This is a genomic window from Gulosibacter molinativorax, assembly GCF_003010915.2.
In the GTDB taxonomy this organism is placed as follows: domain Bacteria; phylum Actinomycetota; class Actinomycetes; order Actinomycetales; family Microbacteriaceae; genus Gulosibacter; species Gulosibacter molinativorax.
Genome location: NZ_CP028426.1, coordinates 2,012,523 through 2,027,460, shown reverse-complemented (window position 1 = coordinate 2,027,460; position 14,938 = coordinate 2,012,523). Strand labels below are relative to the sequence as shown.

General features: G+C 65.6%; 15 protein-coding genes and 1 tRNA gene. 11 read left to right on the top strand and 5 right to left on the bottom strand.

Going from position 1 to position 14,938, the window contains the following annotated elements:
• The first annotated feature begins 19 nt into the window (after positions 1-19).
• On the top strand, positions 20-694 hold the full coding sequence (gene hpf / locus GMOLON4_RS09490; RefSeq protein WP_026936441.1) for a ribosome hibernation-promoting factor, HPF/YfiA family: 675 nt from the start codon (positions 20-22) through the stop codon (positions 692-694).
• 117 nt (positions 695-811) lie between these two features.
• Here hpf and GMOLON4_RS09485 read toward each other — a convergent pair whose 3' ends face one another.
• Positions 812-1,756: an NAD-dependent epimerase/dehydratase family protein gene (locus GMOLON4_RS09485; protein WP_026936440.1), complete on the bottom strand. Its 945-nt coding sequence runs from the start codon at positions 1,754-1,756 to the stop codon at positions 812-814.
• Between the two features lie 153 nt (positions 1,757-1,909).
• Here GMOLON4_RS09485 and GMOLON4_RS09480 point away from each other — a divergent pair, with 153 nt between their 5' ends.
• The 3 genes from GMOLON4_RS09480 (at position 1,910) to GMOLON4_RS09470 (ending at position 6,601) form a co-directional block, all read left to right on the top strand.
• The gene (locus GMOLON4_RS09480) at positions 1,910-2,608 is read left to right on the top strand and encodes a TetR/AcrR family transcriptional regulator (RefSeq protein ID WP_026936439.1); all 699 of its coding nucleotides are present in this window, start codon (positions 1,910-1,912) and stop codon (positions 2,606-2,608) included.
• A gap of 143 nt (positions 2,609-2,751) precedes the next feature.
• Entirely contained in the window at positions 2,752-5,784 is a 3,033-nt protein-coding gene (gene secA / locus GMOLON4_RS09475; protein ID WP_084147403.1) for a preprotein translocase subunit SecA, read from the top strand.
• A 67-nt stretch (positions 5,785-5,851) separates the two neighbouring features.
• Positions 5,852-6,601 carry a tyrosine-protein phosphatase gene (locus GMOLON4_RS09470; protein WP_026936438.1) on the top strand — a complete coding sequence of 250 codons (750 nt, stop codon included), beginning with the start codon at positions 5,852-5,854 and terminating at the stop codon, positions 6,599-6,601.
• 26 nt (positions 6,602-6,627) lie between these two features.
• On the opposite strand, the gene GMOLON4_RS09465 is transcribed toward GMOLON4_RS09470, so the two are convergent.
• Entirely contained in the window at positions 6,628-7,131 is a 504-nt protein-coding gene (locus tag GMOLON4_RS09465) for an Rv3235 family protein (RefSeq protein WP_051266535.1), read from the bottom strand.
• A gap of 181 nt (positions 7,132-7,312) precedes the next feature.
• Between GMOLON4_RS09465 and GMOLON4_RS09460 the strand changes: the two genes are divergently transcribed.
• The gene (locus GMOLON4_RS09460; RefSeq protein ID WP_026936436.1) at positions 7,313-7,912 is read left to right on the top strand and encodes a hypothetical protein; all 600 of its coding nucleotides are present in this window, start codon (positions 7,313-7,315) and stop codon (positions 7,910-7,912) included.
• 27 nt (positions 7,913-7,939) lie between these two features.
• On the opposite strand, the gene GMOLON4_RS09455 is transcribed toward GMOLON4_RS09460, so the two are convergent.
• Positions 7,940-8,167, bottom strand: a complete 228-nt coding sequence (locus GMOLON4_RS09455) for a helix-turn-helix domain-containing protein (RefSeq protein ID WP_322745114.1) — start codon at positions 8,165-8,167, stop codon at positions 7,940-7,942.
• Positions 8,168-8,333: 166 nt separating this feature from the next.
• On the opposite strand from GMOLON4_RS09455, the gene GMOLON4_RS09450 reads away from it, so the two are divergent.
• From GMOLON4_RS09450 to GMOLON4_RS09440, 3 genes are read left to right on the top strand one after another with little or no spacing between them, the layout of a single operon-like run.
• Positions 8,334-8,954, top strand: a complete 621-nt coding sequence (locus tag GMOLON4_RS09450) for an SAF domain-containing protein (protein WP_035732355.1) — start codon at positions 8,334-8,336, stop codon at positions 8,952-8,954.
• Positions 8,955-8,959: 5 nt separating this feature from the next.
• Complete coding sequence (locus GMOLON4_RS09445; protein ID WP_051266527.1) at positions 8,960-10,552, top strand: nucleotide-binding protein; 1,593 nt, start codon at positions 8,960-8,962, stop codon at positions 10,550-10,552.
• The gene (locus GMOLON4_RS09440) at positions 10,518-12,062 is read left to right on the top strand and encodes a sensor histidine kinase (protein ID WP_026936434.1); all 1,545 of its coding nucleotides are present in this window, start codon (positions 10,518-10,520) and stop codon (positions 12,060-12,062) included. The genes GMOLON4_RS09445 and GMOLON4_RS09440 overlap by 35 nt, the downstream gene beginning before the upstream one ends.
• A 63-nt stretch (positions 12,063-12,125) precedes the next feature.
• On the opposite strand, the gene GMOLON4_RS09435 is transcribed toward GMOLON4_RS09440, so the two are convergent.
• Positions 12,126-12,374: a WhiB family transcriptional regulator gene (locus GMOLON4_RS09435; RefSeq protein ID WP_026936433.1), complete on the bottom strand. Its 249-nt coding sequence runs from the start codon at positions 12,372-12,374 to the stop codon at positions 12,126-12,128.
• A gap of 185 nt (positions 12,375-12,559) precedes the next feature.
• Here GMOLON4_RS09435 and GMOLON4_RS09430 point away from each other — a divergent pair, with 185 nt between their 5' ends.
• Complete coding sequence (locus GMOLON4_RS09430; protein WP_051266525.1) at positions 12,560-12,955, top strand: hypothetical protein; 396 nt, start codon at positions 12,560-12,562, stop codon at positions 12,953-12,955.
• A gap of 43 nt (positions 12,956-12,998) precedes the next feature.
• Here GMOLON4_RS09430 and bcp read toward each other — a convergent pair whose 3' ends face one another.
• Positions 12,999-13,484, bottom strand: coding sequence for a thioredoxin-dependent thiol peroxidase (gene bcp, locus GMOLON4_RS09425; protein WP_026936432.1), 486 nt, complete (start codon positions 13,482-13,484; stop codon positions 12,999-13,001).
• 169 nt (positions 13,485-13,653) lie between these two features.
• Between bcp and GMOLON4_RS09420 the strand changes: the two genes are divergently transcribed.
• Positions 13,654-13,725, top strand: a tRNA-Lys gene (locus tag GMOLON4_RS09420).
• A gap of 160 nt (positions 13,726-13,885) precedes the next feature.
• Positions 13,886-14,926 (top strand): LacI family DNA-binding transcriptional regulator, encoded by a 1,041-nt coding sequence (locus tag GMOLON4_RS09415; RefSeq protein ID WP_051266523.1) that lies wholly within the window; start codon positions 13,886-13,888, stop codon positions 14,924-14,926.
• The last annotated feature ends 12 nt before the right edge of the window (positions 14,927-14,938 follow it).

Below are 14,938 nucleotides of genomic sequence, written 5' to 3'. Positions count from 1 at the left end.
TTCTACAAAGGAGGGTGAGATGGACGTCACCATCAGCGGCCGTAACACTGAGATCCCGGACCGATTCCGCGAATATGCAGATGAAAAGGTCACTGCGAAGGTGCAGCAGCTCTCCGGTCGCGCCCAGTCCGTCGAAGTCAAGGTCAAGAAGCGCACTGACCGTGCGGGTAACGACCTCGACCGAGGCAAGGTAGAAATCACGATCTTCGGTCCATTCCCGACGATTCGTGCTGAGGCAGAGGCTGGTGACAAGTACGCCGCATTCGATATCGCGCTCGACAAGCTGGTTGAACGACTGCGCCGCGTAAAGGATAAGAAGAAGGCTCACCGCGGGCAGAGCCTGGGCGAGGCAGCGGCGGGGGATTTCGCCGACCTAGACATCGTGCCTGCAGACACCGGCATCATCGATGTTGTGTCGGGCAAGGCAGCTCCCGTGGAGGGCGTCTCGTCGGAAGACGAAGACTACGAGGCCTACAACCCGATCGTGATCCGCGAAAAGGTGTTCGCTCCAAAGAAAATGACCCCGAACGATGCGGTCGACCACATGGAGCTCCTCGGCCACGACTTCTTCCTGTTCATTGAGGCAGACACCGAGCGTCCAGCGGTCGTCTACCGACGCCGCGGCTGGGACTACGGTGTCATCGCGCTCGGCGACGAAGAGCAGGCGCAGTCGGAAGAGGCATCCGTCGCCTAACGCGACGCACTGATCGACCGAGTTGGTCGACCAAGCTACGAGAGAGCCCCACCCGGTTTACCGGGTGGGGCTCTCTCGTTCGGGGCCTGGGATGCGGGGCTCGCCCGGCCGTTTTGCCTAGCGAGTGCTCGACGCGGGTTCGGGGGCCTGCATCGCTCGCACCGCCTCCGCGACGGTCGTCTCGATCGGCGTGTGGGTCATGCCGAGCAGGGTCCGCGCATCCGTGTCGTCGACGCGGAACGGGTAGTCGAACTGGTACGACGCGTCGAGAATCGCCGACATCGCCGAGTTGAAAGGCGCAAGGACCCGCAACAGCGGGCGCGGCATCGAGAGGATGCGCGGTGGCGCGTCGTTCCCCGCTAGTTTGGCGGCAAGGGTCGAAAGCTCCCGGATCGTGAGTGGCGGTGCCGAGGGGACGTGCCACGGCCGGCCCCACATTTGTTCTTGGGTCGTGGCGCGGGCCAGCATGGCGCCAAAGTCGCGAGTGGCCGTCCAGGCGTGCGGCTGATCGGGGTCGCCGATGATGAACGCCGTCTTGCCTGTCGTTGCGGGGCCGAGCAGCCGATCGCCGCCGTGCGCGCTCATGCCCGTATTTGGGCCGACGTAATCGCTGCCGCGGATTTCGGTGGCCCGGATGCGCCCCGCGTGGTGGGCGGCGAGGGCCTTCCGCCACACATCGGCGCGGATCTGGCCATTGCGATAGGTGGCGCGCATATCGTCCGTCTCTTTGAACGCGGTGGCGCTTGGCCCGTAGCTGTAGAGGTTGCCGGCGATGACGAGTGGTGCATCCAACCGCTCGGCCAGCGCAATGAGATTGTCGATGGCCGGGGGCCAGTTTTGTTGCCACTGTCCGTACGGGAAATTCACGCAGGCGACGATCGCGTCAAACTTCGGGAGGGATGCCATCGATTCGCTGTCGGTGACGTCGGCCTGGATGGCTGCCGCGCCGGGAAGAACGGTGCCGGAGCGGGTGGCGACGGTGACCGCATCCCCGCGATCGAGCAGGGCTGCGGTAGCGGCGCGGCCGAGGGGACCGGCGCCGAGAACGATGATGTGTGACATGGTGGCCTCCTGGGACTAGGCGGTAGTGAACACTGTTCACTCGATACTTCCAGTATGGTGAACAGTGTTCACGTGGTCAAGGCTTTGTCGGCATACACGCAGGTTGGCGCGGGTTTGAGAACGGAGGTCGTGATGGTTGCGTCGGAGACGCCAATGCGCGAGCGCATTCTCGCGGCCGCGCGCACCGAGCTGACGCTCGTCGGGCCGGCGGCGTTGTCGATGCGCGCGGTCGCTCGCGAGGTCGGCGTGACGGTTGGCGCGCTGTATCGGTATTTCAAGAATCGCGATGAGCTCCTCACCGAGCTCATTGTCGAGGCATACGAGTCGCTCGGCGAGGCGGTGGATGCGGGCATCGCGCAGGTGTGGGAAGCGAACGGCGAGGCGCGTGGTACCTCCGGCTGGGTGGCCGCGGGGTTGGCTGCGCGTCGCTGGGGCACCGCGCGGCCGCACGAATTCCTGCTGCTCTACGGCACCCCGGTAATCGGGTACGACGCACCGCAGCGGACCATCGGCTCGGCCAGCCGGGTGATCGTCGCACTCGTCGGGATTGTGGTCGCCGCACGCGAGGCGGGCTTTGCCCTCCCCGCAGGTACCTATGCCGTGGACACCTCGGACGCCGCGCTCGCGGAAGACTTTGCCCGGATTCGTGCGTGGTTGGTCGAGATGGGGTTTGCGGCGGCCGCGCCCCGGGTGGCGGTGGAGGACATCTTTCTCACTATCCGTTCCTGGACGGAGCTGCTCGGCACGATCTCGTTCGAGATTGCAGGTCACTATCGCAACAGCGTCGAGTCAGGGAGGCCCTATCTTGAACAGGTTCTGCGCGCCCAGGCTCGCGCCCTCGGGCTGCCTTAGTCGGCGACACCGCTGTCTGCGCACATTCACTCTGGGGAAGTACGATGTGACGATGGCCGGGGCTCGCCTCGCAGCACTCTGCCGCGCAGCATCGCTCGCGCAGACTCGCCTGGCCCCGTGTAGAGAATTATCAGGAGATCGGTTTGGCTTCAATCCTCGAGAAGATGCTTCGTTTTGGCGAAGGGCGGCAAGTGCGCCGACTCGAGCGCATGGCGAAGGATGTGGGGAAGCTCGAGGGCGGCTTCGAAGAGCTCAGCGACGACGAGCTGCGCGAAATGACCACGGATTTCCGCGAGCGGTACGAGGCCGAGTCCGAAGCGGGGAAGTCGGACAAGGAAATCCTCGACGGGCTTCTTCCCGAGGCCTTCGCCGCCGTCCGTGAGGCCGCGCGCCGAACGCTCGGCCAGCGTCACTACGACGTTCAGCTCATGGGTGGTGGCGCACTGCACGACGGCAACATCGCCGAGATGAAGACCGGTGAGGGTAAGACCCTCGTCGCGACGCTCGCGGCCTACCTCAACGCGATTCCGGGCAAGGGCGTGCACGTCATTACCGTGAACGACTTCCTGGCGTCTTATCAGTCGGACCTCATGGGTCGCGTCTTCCGCGCGCTCGGCATGACGACTGGTTGCATCGTGTCGGGGCTCACCCCGGCGCAGCGCCGCGAGCAGTACGCCGCCGACATTACCTACGGCACGAACAACGAGTTTGGCTTCGACTACCTGCGTGACAACATGGCGGCTTCGGTGGATGCGTGCGTGCAGCGCGGTCATTACTTCGCCATTGTCGATGAGGTCGACTCCATCCTGATCGACGAGGCCCGTACCCCGCTCATCATCTCCGGTCCCGCATCCGGTGACGTGAATCGCTGGTACGTCGAATTCGCGAAGCTCGCGAAGCGCCTGAAAGAAGATCGCGACTACGAAGTCGACGAGAAGAAGCGCACGATCGGCATCCTTGAGCCAGGCATCGACAGGGTTGAGGATGCGCTCGGCATCGACAACCTCTACGAGCAGGCCAACACGCCACTGATCTCGTTCCTCAACAACGCGATCAAGGCGAAGTCGCTTTTCGCTCGCGACAAGCAGTACGTGGTGCAGAACGGCGAGGTCAATATCGTCGACGAGCACACGGGCCGCATCCTCGCCGGGCGTCGCTACAGTGAGGGATTGCACCAGGCCATTGAGGCCAAGGAGGGCGTGCAGATCAAGGCAGAGAACCAGACGCTCGCGACCGTCACGCTGCAGAACTACTTCCTCATGTACGACAAGCTCGCGGGCATGACAGGTACGGCCGAGACCGAGGCCGCTGAGTTCCAGTCGACGTATGGCCTCGGTGTCATTCCTATCCCGACTAACAAGGATCTCGCCCGCATCGACCAGCCGGACCTCGTCTACAAGAACGAGAAGGTCAAGTTCGACCAGGTGGTCGAGGACATCGTTGAGCGATTCGACGCCGGCCAGCCCGTACTTGTGGGCACGACGTCGGTCGAAAAGAGCGAATACCTCTCGAAACTGCTCGCGCGCCGCGGCGTCAAGCATGAGGTGCTGAACGCGAAGAACCACGCGCGAGAGGCCGCGATTGTCGCGCAGGCGGGTCGCAAGGGTGCCATCACCGTGGCGACGAACATGGCCGGTCGTGGTACCGACATCATGCTCGGCGGTAACGCTGAGTTCATCGCGGTTGCCGAGATGACGGTGCTCGGACTCGATCCCGAAGAGAACGCGGAAGAGTACGAGAAGAAGTGGCCCGAGATTCTCGAGCGCGTGAAATCCGAGGTGAAGGAAGAAGCCGAAGAGGTTGCCGAGCTCGGTGGTCTCTACGTGCTTGGCACCGAGCGCCACGAATCGCGCCGTATCGACAATCAGCTGCGTGGTCGTTCGGGGCGTCAGGGTGACCCCGGCGAGAGCCGCTTCTACCTGTCGATGACCGATGACCTCATGCGTCTGTTCAACACGGGCGCCGCGCGCGCCATCATGGACAACGACAACACCCCGGACGACATGGCGCTCGAATCGCGCATCGTCTCGGGCGCGATCCGTAAGGCGCAGACGCAGGTCGAGTCGCGCAACGCCGAGATTCGCAAGAACGTCAAGAAATACGACGACGTGCTGAACGAGCAGCGCCAGTCCATCTATGCGGACCGCCGCGCGATCCTCGAGGGCGACGACCTCGCCGACAAGGTGCAGGGCTTCATCGACGGCGCGATCTCCGACATCGTGACCGAGCACACCGGCGGCGCAGACCCCGCGGAATGGGACGTCGAGGCGCTTGAGACCGACCTGAAGCAGCTTTATCCCGTCACCGTCACGGTCGAGGAGATCGTCGAAGAACACGGCGAGGACCGCGTCAGCTCGGAAGACGTTGTCGCCGAGGTTCGCTCGGACGCGAAGCTCGCATACGACAAGCGCGAGGAGCTCCTCGGCGAGGATGCGATGCGAGAGCTCGAGCGCCGCGTGGTGCTGCAGGTCATCGACCGCAAGTGGCGCGACCACCTCTATGAGATGGACAGCTTGAAGGACGGCATCGGCCTGCGCGCGATGGCGCAGCGGAACCCGCTCGTGGAGTACCAGCGCGAGGGCTTCGAGATGTACCAGCAGATGCTCGGTGGCATCCGCGAAGAATCGGTCGGGTTCCTCATGAACCTCGACGTCCAGGTGACCGAAGTCGAGGCCGAGGATGGTTCGAAGCAGCGTCAGGTGCGCATCCAGGCGAAGGGCCTCGACGCGCAGCAGCCGCAGCGACTCAACTACTCGGCCGCGGACGACCAGGGCAACGTCCAGGTGACCGATGGCTCGGGTCAGGTGAATGCCAACGCGACGCGCGCGGCGATCCGCAAGGAGATGTCGCAGGGCACCGCATCCGCGCTGAGCGAGGCCCGCGCCGGAGCCGGCGAGGCCCCCGCGGGCTCGGTGGCGCGAAGCGCCAAGGCGCCCGCTGGCCGACCCGCTCCCAAGAAGGCCAAGTCGAAGTCGGGCAACCCGGCCAAGCACGGGGCGACGCAGGGCCGTTCCGCGGCCGACCTCGCCCGCGAGCAGGCGCGTGCCTCCCAGCAGAAGACCCAGGTGGGCGCGTTCGGCCAGAAGACGAGCGCGAGCGGCGCGACCAAGCGTCCGCCCGCGAAGCCTTCGGGCGCAAAGCACGCCACCGAGAAGCCCGACACCGACGCGGAGTAGTGAGCCGGTAGTGGAGCGAGGGGCTTCTCAAGAGGTCGCCAGCAGCCGTCGGTGGTCAGAGACGAGCGTGGGTGACGCGCGCACGGTTGGAGAGCACACGGTTGAGGAGCGACGGGCCGACAAGCACTGGGCCGGCGCGTTCAACGCCCGCGATCTCGGCGGCATCGAGGTCGCGGCAGGCGCGATCCGGCCGGGCGTGCTGTTTCGCTCGGGTAAGCCGGAGGCTTGGGAGCCCGAGGGGTTCCGCGAGGCCGCCGCATCCGGGGTGCGTCGCATCGTCGACCTGCGCGACCCGTCCGAGCCCGGTGGCGCACCCGCCGATGCAGGCGTCGCGGGAATCGACTACGAGTTCTCGCCGATCGAGGACCCGCGCAGCCCGCGGTTCCAAGCTCGATTCCGACCGTACATGAACCACACCTCCGGCTATGCCGACTTCCTCGACATGTTTGGTGATCGGGTGGCGGGCGCGGTGGGCGAGGTGTTCGCGGGTTCCCCGGGCGCGCTCATGTGTTGCTCTGCGGGCCGCGACCGCACCGGGATCGTCGTGTCGGTCATCCTGCTCGCGCTCGGAGCCAGCGACGAAGAGCTTGCCAGGCAGGATGAACTCGCCGTGCGCGCGGTCAACGAGCGGCACCGGGGACGGACGCATCCGTACGAGTCATGGCAGCCGCGGGAGATTGTTGACGAGATGGTGGCGTCCCGTCGCGCGTCACTGCTCGATTTCGCGGCCTCGCTGGATGCGCGGGCGTTTCTTGATCACTACGGGATCGGTTCGAAGCGACTCGAGGCCGCATCCGAATGGCTGCTTGACGCGTAGGACCTTCTCTAGCGGCGACATGCGAGCTACAGCACGTTGAATCGCTCGGCGCGCCAGCGACCGCGAAACTCCTCGAGACGGATCGCCACAGCACGGACACGTGCCCCGAGGTCAACGAGCACCGTCGCCTCAACGACGCCTGCGCGAGGGGATTGCCACAGGCAGGTCTTGGTCACGATGTATGGGCGACGAACGGTCTTGCCGCGGATACGGCGGGCGCGTGCCGAGTGCTGCACGCGCTGCAGCAGAACCGAGTACACATCCGGAGCGACCCACCGCGCCATCTGTTCAATGTCGCGGACCCCGGCCATCGCCTCGAAAACGCTCCGCCCGAGGTTTCGCAGGAGGGGCTCGGGATCCGGGAGGTCGGCGGTGACTTGTTTCCCGGTCAGGACGCCCTCGCCGAGCACCTCTTTGCGCGGAACATCGTGCGTCTTCTCGACGACGCGCAGGCGCGCGGCGGCAGGCGCTGGAGCGGTGGTGGAACGTGGTGTCGCGGTGGAACGGTCGGAATGGGCGGTTCTTGACATCACTACGGGAGCCTTTCGGGCCGAGCCAACGTTGGCCGGTCTATACCAATTCGTGACCATTGAACCGCGAATCGCGCGACGGAAAGGAAACTCCACCTGAACTGTGGAGAACGCGTCGGGGTATCTCGGCGATTGTGGATAACTCGCGCCGCGCAACGATTGCATGCCCGACAATGACCGAATGCGCTGGGACGAACTCTTCGATGACCTCGCGGGCCAGTTCGATGCTGGCCTCGAGGAAGAGCGTCGACGAGCGGCCATCGACGAGGAACGGTTGCGGGTTACCCGGCTCACGCTGCGCGATCGACTCGGTGCGCTGGATGCGTACCTGGCGGCGGACGAGAGAATCGGGCTGCAGCTTCACACCGGCGAGCGCGTCGAGATTCGCCCCGTCGAGTTCGGCGCCGATTGGTTCGGGGCCGACCTCGTCGGCGTGGTCCGCAGCTATGGTGCGTGCATCGTGCCACTCGCCGGGATCGCCGCGGTGCTACTGACTCGCGATCAGATCTCGCGCTCGCTCGAGCCGCTCCCGGATCGCCCCGGTTCCGTCGCGGGCAGGCTCGGGTTGAGCATCCCGCTTCGCGATCTCGCCCGTCGTCGTGCGCACTGCGAGATTACGACGGTGACCGGAACCTGTTACGGCACGATCGATCGAGTCGGGCGCGATCACATCGACGTCGCGACGCACGATGTTGACGTGCCGCGGCGACAGAGCCAGATCAGCAGCATCCGACTCATCCCGCTGAGCGACGTGACGCTCATCCGCATCCAGACCGACTAATTAGGACCCGGCGAGCGACTGGACGCTCTAGCTCCAGTCCTCGCGGGGAATGGTGAGTTCGGGGATGTCGTCGAACTCCGATTCGGCGAAGCGGGCCTCGCGGCGCTGGCGCTCGTACTGGTCCTGGACGTAATCTTCCAGCGCTCGCTGCTCGACGCGCCACTGGCCGACTTGGCCGATGCGAATCGCCGCGAGCTCGCCAGATTCGACGAGCTCACGCGCGACGTCGAGCTCAACATTAAGGATGTCGGCCACGTCAGCGAGCGTTAGGAAACGCTCGAAAGGGCTATCCGAGTGCGGGGGCATGTAAACATCATGCTATGCGGCGGCGCTCGGCGTTACCCCTGTGGATAACTTCCCGGCGGATGGCCAGGGATCGAGCAATATTGCATCCGTTGCAGTTCGCCTACGCATCGGAGTCATGATGGCCTCACTTCGTCAACGCATCCGCCTCGACCCGCGGTTGCTCATCGGCTGCGTCCTGGTGGTGGCCTCGGTGCTGGGCGTGATCTGGGTGGTCTCGCAGGCCAAGCAGACCGTCGCGGTGTATGTCGCGGCGGCGCCGATTGCGCAGGGCGATGCGATCACGGAGCAGTCGCTCTCGATCGTGAACGTGCCGATCTCCGACAGTCACGAGCTCTACCTCACACCCGATCGCTTTGACGGCTCGGCGGTGATTTCGACCCGACCAATCGGCCAGGGAGAATACCTTCCGCTCAGCGCGATTGGGGCTGGTGACGAGACCTCGGCGCCCGTAGTCGTCACGATCAGCGGTGCGCTGCCGGAGGACGTCGGTACCGGCGTCGCGGTCGAGCTCTGGGCCGCGGCTCCGGGGGAGCGGCCGGGGACGTACAACACGCCCGTTGCTCTCGTGCAGCAGGCGCAGGTCGTGCGCGTGCTCGAGTCCCAGCAGCTCGTCAATAGCGGGCAAGTTGAGGTGGAGCTGCGCATCCCCGATACCGATCTCGCCGAGGTGCTCACTGCGCTGACGAACGGGTCGCGCCTGCACGTCGTACCCCTCTACCGACCCGTCGGGGAGTGAGTGGGATGCGCATTCTCCTCGCCATTGATTTCGACATCGAGGCGCGCCTCCTCGAGGGCATTCTTATCTCCGGACACGAGGTCGTCGATCGGCCCGCCGGCTCGGACGCGCTGATCGAGGCAGTCGGCCGCCACCGTCCAGACGTGGTGATCGCGCAGGGCGGCCCGGAGACGCTCACCCCGCGGAGCCTCGCGGCCTGCGACGCCGCGGGCTCGCGCATCATCGTGCTCATGGCGGACGAGCTTGAGCGTCGCAACACTCTCGCCCTCGGCGTCGTTGATCGGCTGGATGCGCAGGTCGAGTGGGAGCAGCTCGAGGTGCTCGTGCGTCAGCAGGCGATTGCACGCGGCGACGCGCCACAGGCGCCCGGTAGCCGGGGCAGCGAACCGCACGCTGCGGCAGGTACCGGCAAGGATGCAGGCAGCACCGGGCAGGCGAGGGGCGAACCCGAACAGGCACTCTCTCGTCGCGAACGGAAGCACCGTGAGCAGGCGGAGCGCGCGAAGCGCCCGGCGAAGCCCCGCACGAAGCCCGCGGCGGGTGGCGAGGCCGGTGGACCGACGCAGCACGATTCCGCCCACGATGTTTCGAGCGAACGCGGACCCGGCCGAAACGAACCTGCCGAGGCCGAGGCCTCGGGCGACGCTCGGCAAAAAGCTCAGCGCAGTCGAGGCCGTCGAGAGCGCGCGAATCGCGCGCAGCCTGCGCGTAGGAACGGCCCAGGCCACGTCGTGACGGTGTGGGGCCCGCACGGGTCACCTGGCCGCACGACGCTCGCGATCGGTCTCGCCGCATCCCTCGCGAACCGCGGGTTGCGCGTCGTGCTGATCGACGCCGACCCCTATGGTGGCGCCGTCGCGCAGCTCCTCGGGATCGCCGATGAGGCGCCCGGGCTCGCGGCGGCGTGCCGACTCGCGGGTGCCGATGCGCTGAATGAAGCCGAGCTCGATCGCGTCTCCTCCGAGGTTTCTACGCCGTCCGCAAAATTCCGAGTGCTGGCAGGCATTGTGAATCCCGATCGCTGGCCTGAGCTCAGCCGACCGCGCATCCGTGGGGTCATCGAACAGACGAAGCTGCACGCGGACGTCGTCGTGATCGACGCGGGCTTCAACCTGGAACGCGACGAGGAGATCGTCAGTGACGTGAGCGCCCCTCGCCGCAATGCCGCGACCCACACCGCTCTCGAGCTGTCGGACTCGGTTATTGCGCTCGCCGAGGGAACGCCGCTCGGACTACAGCGGTATTTGCGCGCGCGGCTCCACCTGCTCGAGTGCGTGGGCGCGAAGTGTCACATCGAGGCGGTCGTGAATAAGGTGCGCGGCGGCGCCACCGGAATGGATGCGGCGGGGCAAGTCCGGCAGGTCCTGCGGCGATTCGGCGGTATTGAACAGGTCACACTCCTGCCGAACGACCCGAAGGCCTGTGACCGGGCGATTGCGGGTGCGCTGTCGGTCGTTGACGCATCCCCACGCTCGCAATTAGCGAGGGCGATCGGCGCGCTTGCCGAGCGCGTGGCCGCGAGCGATGGCAATTCTGCCAGCCGGAGTCTCGTAGGCTTATCGGGTGTCGAGCATCACCAACCTTATTCAGCGCTTTAGCACGCTGGACCAAGCTGACCGCGAATGGCTCAGCTGGCTCATCAGCGACTGGCAGCTCCTTGCGGACCTCGCGACGGCAGACCTTGTCCTCTGGGTCCGCACCGAGGCAAACACCTTCGTCGCGGTCGGCCAGGTTCGCCCCTCGGGCGCGCCTACGCTGTTCTATCGCGACCTCATCGGCCAAGAGATCCGCGAGCAGTGGGCGGCCGAGGTCGAGCAGGCGTATCAGACGGGGGAGACCGTGCGGTCCTCCGCACCCGACTGGTTTGACGAGATTCCAGCGCAGCTCACGATTACCCCGGTGCACTCGATGCGCACCGTAGATGGCAAGCCCGTGCGGTCGGAGAAGCCCATCGCGATTCTCAGCCGACACACGAACCTCTCCGGGCCTCGACACCTCACGCGTCAGGAAATCACGTTCCGCGAGATTTCCGAAGACCTCTTCACGATGATCGAAGCGGCGGAGTTCCCCGACCTCGATGCCCCGGACTTCAACCGCCAGGGCGCGCCTCGCGCATCCGACGGCGTCATCCGGCTCGACCCGGATGGTGTGGTCACGTTTGCGAGCGCCAACGCGCTCTCGGCGATGAATAAGCTCGGGTTCGGGGGCGAGCTCGAGGGCGAGGTCTTCGCCGATGTCGCGTCGACGCTCGTCGACGACAAGCGACACGTCACGGTCGACGAAGCCCTGCCGCTCGTGGTCACCGGCCGGGCGCCGTGGATGACCGACATCGATGCGCGTGGCGTGAACGTCACGATGCGCGCGATCCCGCTGCACCGTCAGGGCACCAGGATGGGGGCGCTGCTGCTATGCCGGGACACCACCGAGGTGCGACACCAGCAGCAGGAGCTCATCACTAAGGACGCGACGATTCGCGAGATCCACCACCGGGTGAAGAACAATCTGCAGACCGTCGCGGCGCTGTTGCGCATCCAGGCTCGTCGCGCGCGTTCGGATGAGGCGCGCGACTCGTTGCTGCAAGCGATGCGCCGCGTCTCCTCGATCGCGGTCGTGCACGACACCCTCTCGGGCGGCTTCTCGCAGTCGGTCGAGTTCGACGAGGTCTTCTTGCGCGTGATGCGCCTCGCGACCGAGGTTGCGGGAGGCACCGGTACCGGTCGCATCCGCCCCGAGCTGCGCGGCTCGTTCGGCGCCGTGCCGAGCGAATACGCGACGCCGATGGCGCTCGCACTCACCGAGCTCGTGACGAACGCCGTGGAGCACGGGTTCAGCGATGACGTCACCGACGGGCACGTCGTCGTCGAGGTGGAGCGTGACGACGAGTTCATGAACGTCGCCGTTCGCGATAACGGTCGGGGTATGGTCGGCGGCCACGACGGCACCGGTCTCGGCACGCAGATCGTGCGCACGCTGGTTGAGGGGGAGCTTGCCGGCACCATCACCTGGAATTCGAAGCCGGGGGAGGGCACCTCAGTTGAGATTCGCATCCCGAAGCGCTGGGGCGTGACATCGAACACGCAACCGATCGACACGACCGCGGTCGACTAGGCGGGCCGAATCGCGAAAAAGGGAGGACGAGCATTGCTCGTCCTCCCTTTTGCTCGGCGTCAGTTAGGATGCGCGACGTGCGCGAGCTGCGCGGCGACGGAGCGCGCGACGCTCGTCTTCCGAGAGGCCACCCCAGACGCCAGAATCCTGGTTGGTGTCGAGTGCGTACTGCAAGCACTGCTCCGTCACTCGGCAACGTGCGCAAACCGCCTTCGCGGAGTCAATCTGCTCGAGGGCTGGTCCGGTGTTCCCCACCGGGAAGAACAGCTCGGGGTCGTACTCGAGGCAGGCTGCACTGTCACGCCAGTCCATGGAATGGGGCTCCTTGTCTACGCGCTGAACGCGCACGAATGATAACGCTCCAGAAAGGGGAGCTGCGAGACAATTACCATCGCTGAAATTCGGGAAGTGCGGAACTCAGCGGTTGTTGTCATGATCTGGAGTATTATCTTGCCACGCAGTTGCATGCTGATCAAGGAAAATTATTCGGAGGCGCCGTGAGCGAACACGTGAAGTCGGCGCCCCAGTGGCCCATAAAGGTGCTACGCGCGCTGCTCGCGGTCGAGGCCCTCGCGATGGTCGCCGTCACCGTTCTGCTCATTTTCGAGCTCTTAACCCAACCGGCGTTATCGGTGCCGATGTCGCTCGCGCTCATCGTGCTCGCCGTCATCGGGGTCGCGTTCTTGTCGGCCATCGTCGTGGGCGTCGGGAAGTGCCAGACTTGGACACGGGGTGCCATCATCGTGTGGCAGGTGCTGCAGACGGCGACTGCCGTGGTGATTCTGCAGGGCGATATGGCCGCCGGCATCGGCTGGGCGCTCGCGTTCCTCGCGCTCGCGATCTTGCTGTTGACGTTCCACCCGACGGTGACCGAGCGCCTGCGCCGCCGCTAATGCTGCGAGCGAGCGCGGCGGCACAGGCGAGGTCGAGCGGGGGCTAAGCCGCGAGCTTCTTGAGGACGCGGTCGACGTGGCCGGTGGCCTTCACGTTGTACAGCGCCTCGATGATCTTGCCTTCCTCATCGATGAGGAACGTCGAGCGGATCGAGCCGATGTAGGTGCGGCCGTAGTTCTGCTTCTCGCCGTATGCCGCGTACGCCGTCTGCACCTCGTGATCGGGATCGCTGAGCAGTGTGAAGGGGAGGTGTTCTTCCTCCTTGAATCGGGCGAGCTTCTCGACGGGGTCTGACGAGACCGCGAGCACGACGTAGCCCGCAGCGGTGAGGCGCGCCTCGCTGTCGCGGAAATCGCAAGCCTCGGTCGTGCATCCCGGAGTGAACGCCTGCGGGTACGTGTAGAGCACGACCTTCTGCCCCGCGTAATCGGAAAGCGATACCTCGTTGCCGCTCTGATCGGTGAGGGTGAAGGCCGGTGCCGTGTCGCCAGCCTCGAGGCGCTTCGGTTCGGTGGTGGTGTCAGTCAAACGGTTCTCCTGTCGTCGTGCGGATGGGTGGGTTAGCCAACGCCACCATTCTGCTCGATCGAGGGTGGGCGAACGGTGGGACGAAATGCAGCCAAAACGACGATTCTGGTTTCCGATTTGCATCCCGCAAAAAGTTCGTGCTAAGCTCACTCAGTCGTCACAGCGACAGGCGCCTCTAGCTCAATGGTAGAGCAATTGACTCTTAATCAATGGGTTCCGGGTTCGAGTCCCGGGGGGCGCACGAGTAGCTCCGCTGTTCTGGTTAGGCCAAGAAAGCGGAGCTTTTTCGTTCTCCCGTCCCATTCACGCATCCCGACGCGCGTGCGGCCGGGCACACCTGCTAACCCGCACGCCTGCTAAATCGATATCGCGCGCCCTTATCGCGGTGATAGGTTCGGTGCATGACGATCGACGCGGATGCAGGCAATGGCGGTGTGGCGCGTCGGTCCGCCGTGACGTTGCAGGATGTCGCCGACCGCGCTGGCGTCTCGCGGTCCGCGGCCTCGTTTGCGCTGACGGATCGAGGTCGGGTCTCCGAGGCCACTCGGAAACGCGTCAAGGATGCGGCGGCCGAGCTCGGCTATCGACCCAACCGGGCCGCGCGCAACCTCCGCACGCAGCGTACCGGGATCATCGGACTGTGCCTCCCCAAGGGCTCGACGATCCGCGAATACTACATGGCGCTCGCGTTCGGCGCGGTGGATGTGGCCAGGGACGAGGGCCTGCTCGTCGCGATCATTTCGGAGCAGTATCCGGCAAGCACCCTGCTCGACTTCGACGGGCTACTCGTCCTCGATCCGCAGCAGGACGACGATATGATCCGCGCGGCGGAGACGATGGGGATTCCGGTCGTAACGGGTGAACGCCCACTGCAGGACTCCGCTGCCGTGCGCGGCATCGTGCATGGCAATCACCGCGAGACGTTTCCGCAGCTGCTCGACCACCTTGAACTCCAGGGTTCGCAGGTGCCGGCGCTCATCGCCCCCGTCGGCTCGACCGACTGGGCGAGTTCTGCCCGGGCCGCGTATCTCGAGTGGTGTGCCGACCGGGGCCTCGAGCCGCGCGCGTACGAGACGAGCTTCCCCGGCACGGCCGAGGAAGTGCAGGCGCTCGCGATTGAGCTCGTCGAGGACCGCTCGATCGACGCGATCATCTCAATGACTGACGGCACGGTGATCGACGTTCTCACCGCGGCGCTCGGCGCCGGCCGCGAACCCGGGCGCGACCTGCTCATCGCCAGCGCATCTGACGCGTCGATCCTGCAATACACCGAGCCGAGGATCACCTCGCTCGACCTGCACCCGCGCGAATTCGGCGCATCTCTCGTGCGTCTGCTGCACCGCGTGCTGCTCGAGAAGCCCGAAGACGTGATCGTGGAACTCAGCCCGGTCGATCTGATCGTGCGCGCATCCACCGCGACGCCCCTCCCCGCGCGTCAATGAGGTGAGCGCGTC

Bases quoted from the DNA above. Each gene is read 5' to 3' on its own strand.
- GMOLON4_RS09415 (WP_051266523.1), top strand. From the start codon at position 13,886: ATGACGATCGACGCGGATGCAGGCAATGGCGGTGTGGCGCGTCGGTCC.
- GMOLON4_RS09445 (WP_051266527.1), top strand. From the start codon at position 8,960: ATGCGCATTCTCCTCGCCATTGATTTCGACATCGAGGCGCGCCTCCTC.
- GMOLON4_RS09480 (WP_026936439.1), top strand. From the start codon at position 1,910: ATGCGCGAGCGCATTCTCGCGGCCGCGCGCACCGAGCTGACGCTCGTC.
- GMOLON4_RS09465 (WP_051266535.1), bottom strand. From the start codon at position 7,131: ATGTCAAGAACCGCCCATTCCGACCGTTCCACCGCGACACCACGTTCC.
- GMOLON4_RS09435 (WP_026936433.1), bottom strand. From the start codon at position 12,374: ATGGACTGGCGTGACAGTGCAGCCTGCCTCGAGTACGACCCCGAGCTG.
- GMOLON4_RS09460 (WP_026936436.1), top strand. From the start codon at position 7,313: ATGCGCTGGGACGAACTCTTCGATGACCTCGCGGGCCAGTTCGATGCT.
- GMOLON4_RS09450 (WP_035732355.1), top strand. From the start codon at position 8,334: ATGATGGCCTCACTTCGTCAACGCATCCGCCTCGACCCGCGGTTGCTC.
- hpf (WP_026936441.1), top strand. From the start codon at position 20: ATGGACGTCACCATCAGCGGCCGTAACACTGAGATCCCGGACCGATTC.
- GMOLON4_RS09485 (WP_026936440.1), bottom strand. From the start codon at position 1,756: ATGTCACACATCATCGTTCTCGGCGCCGGTCCCCTCGGCCGCGCCGCT.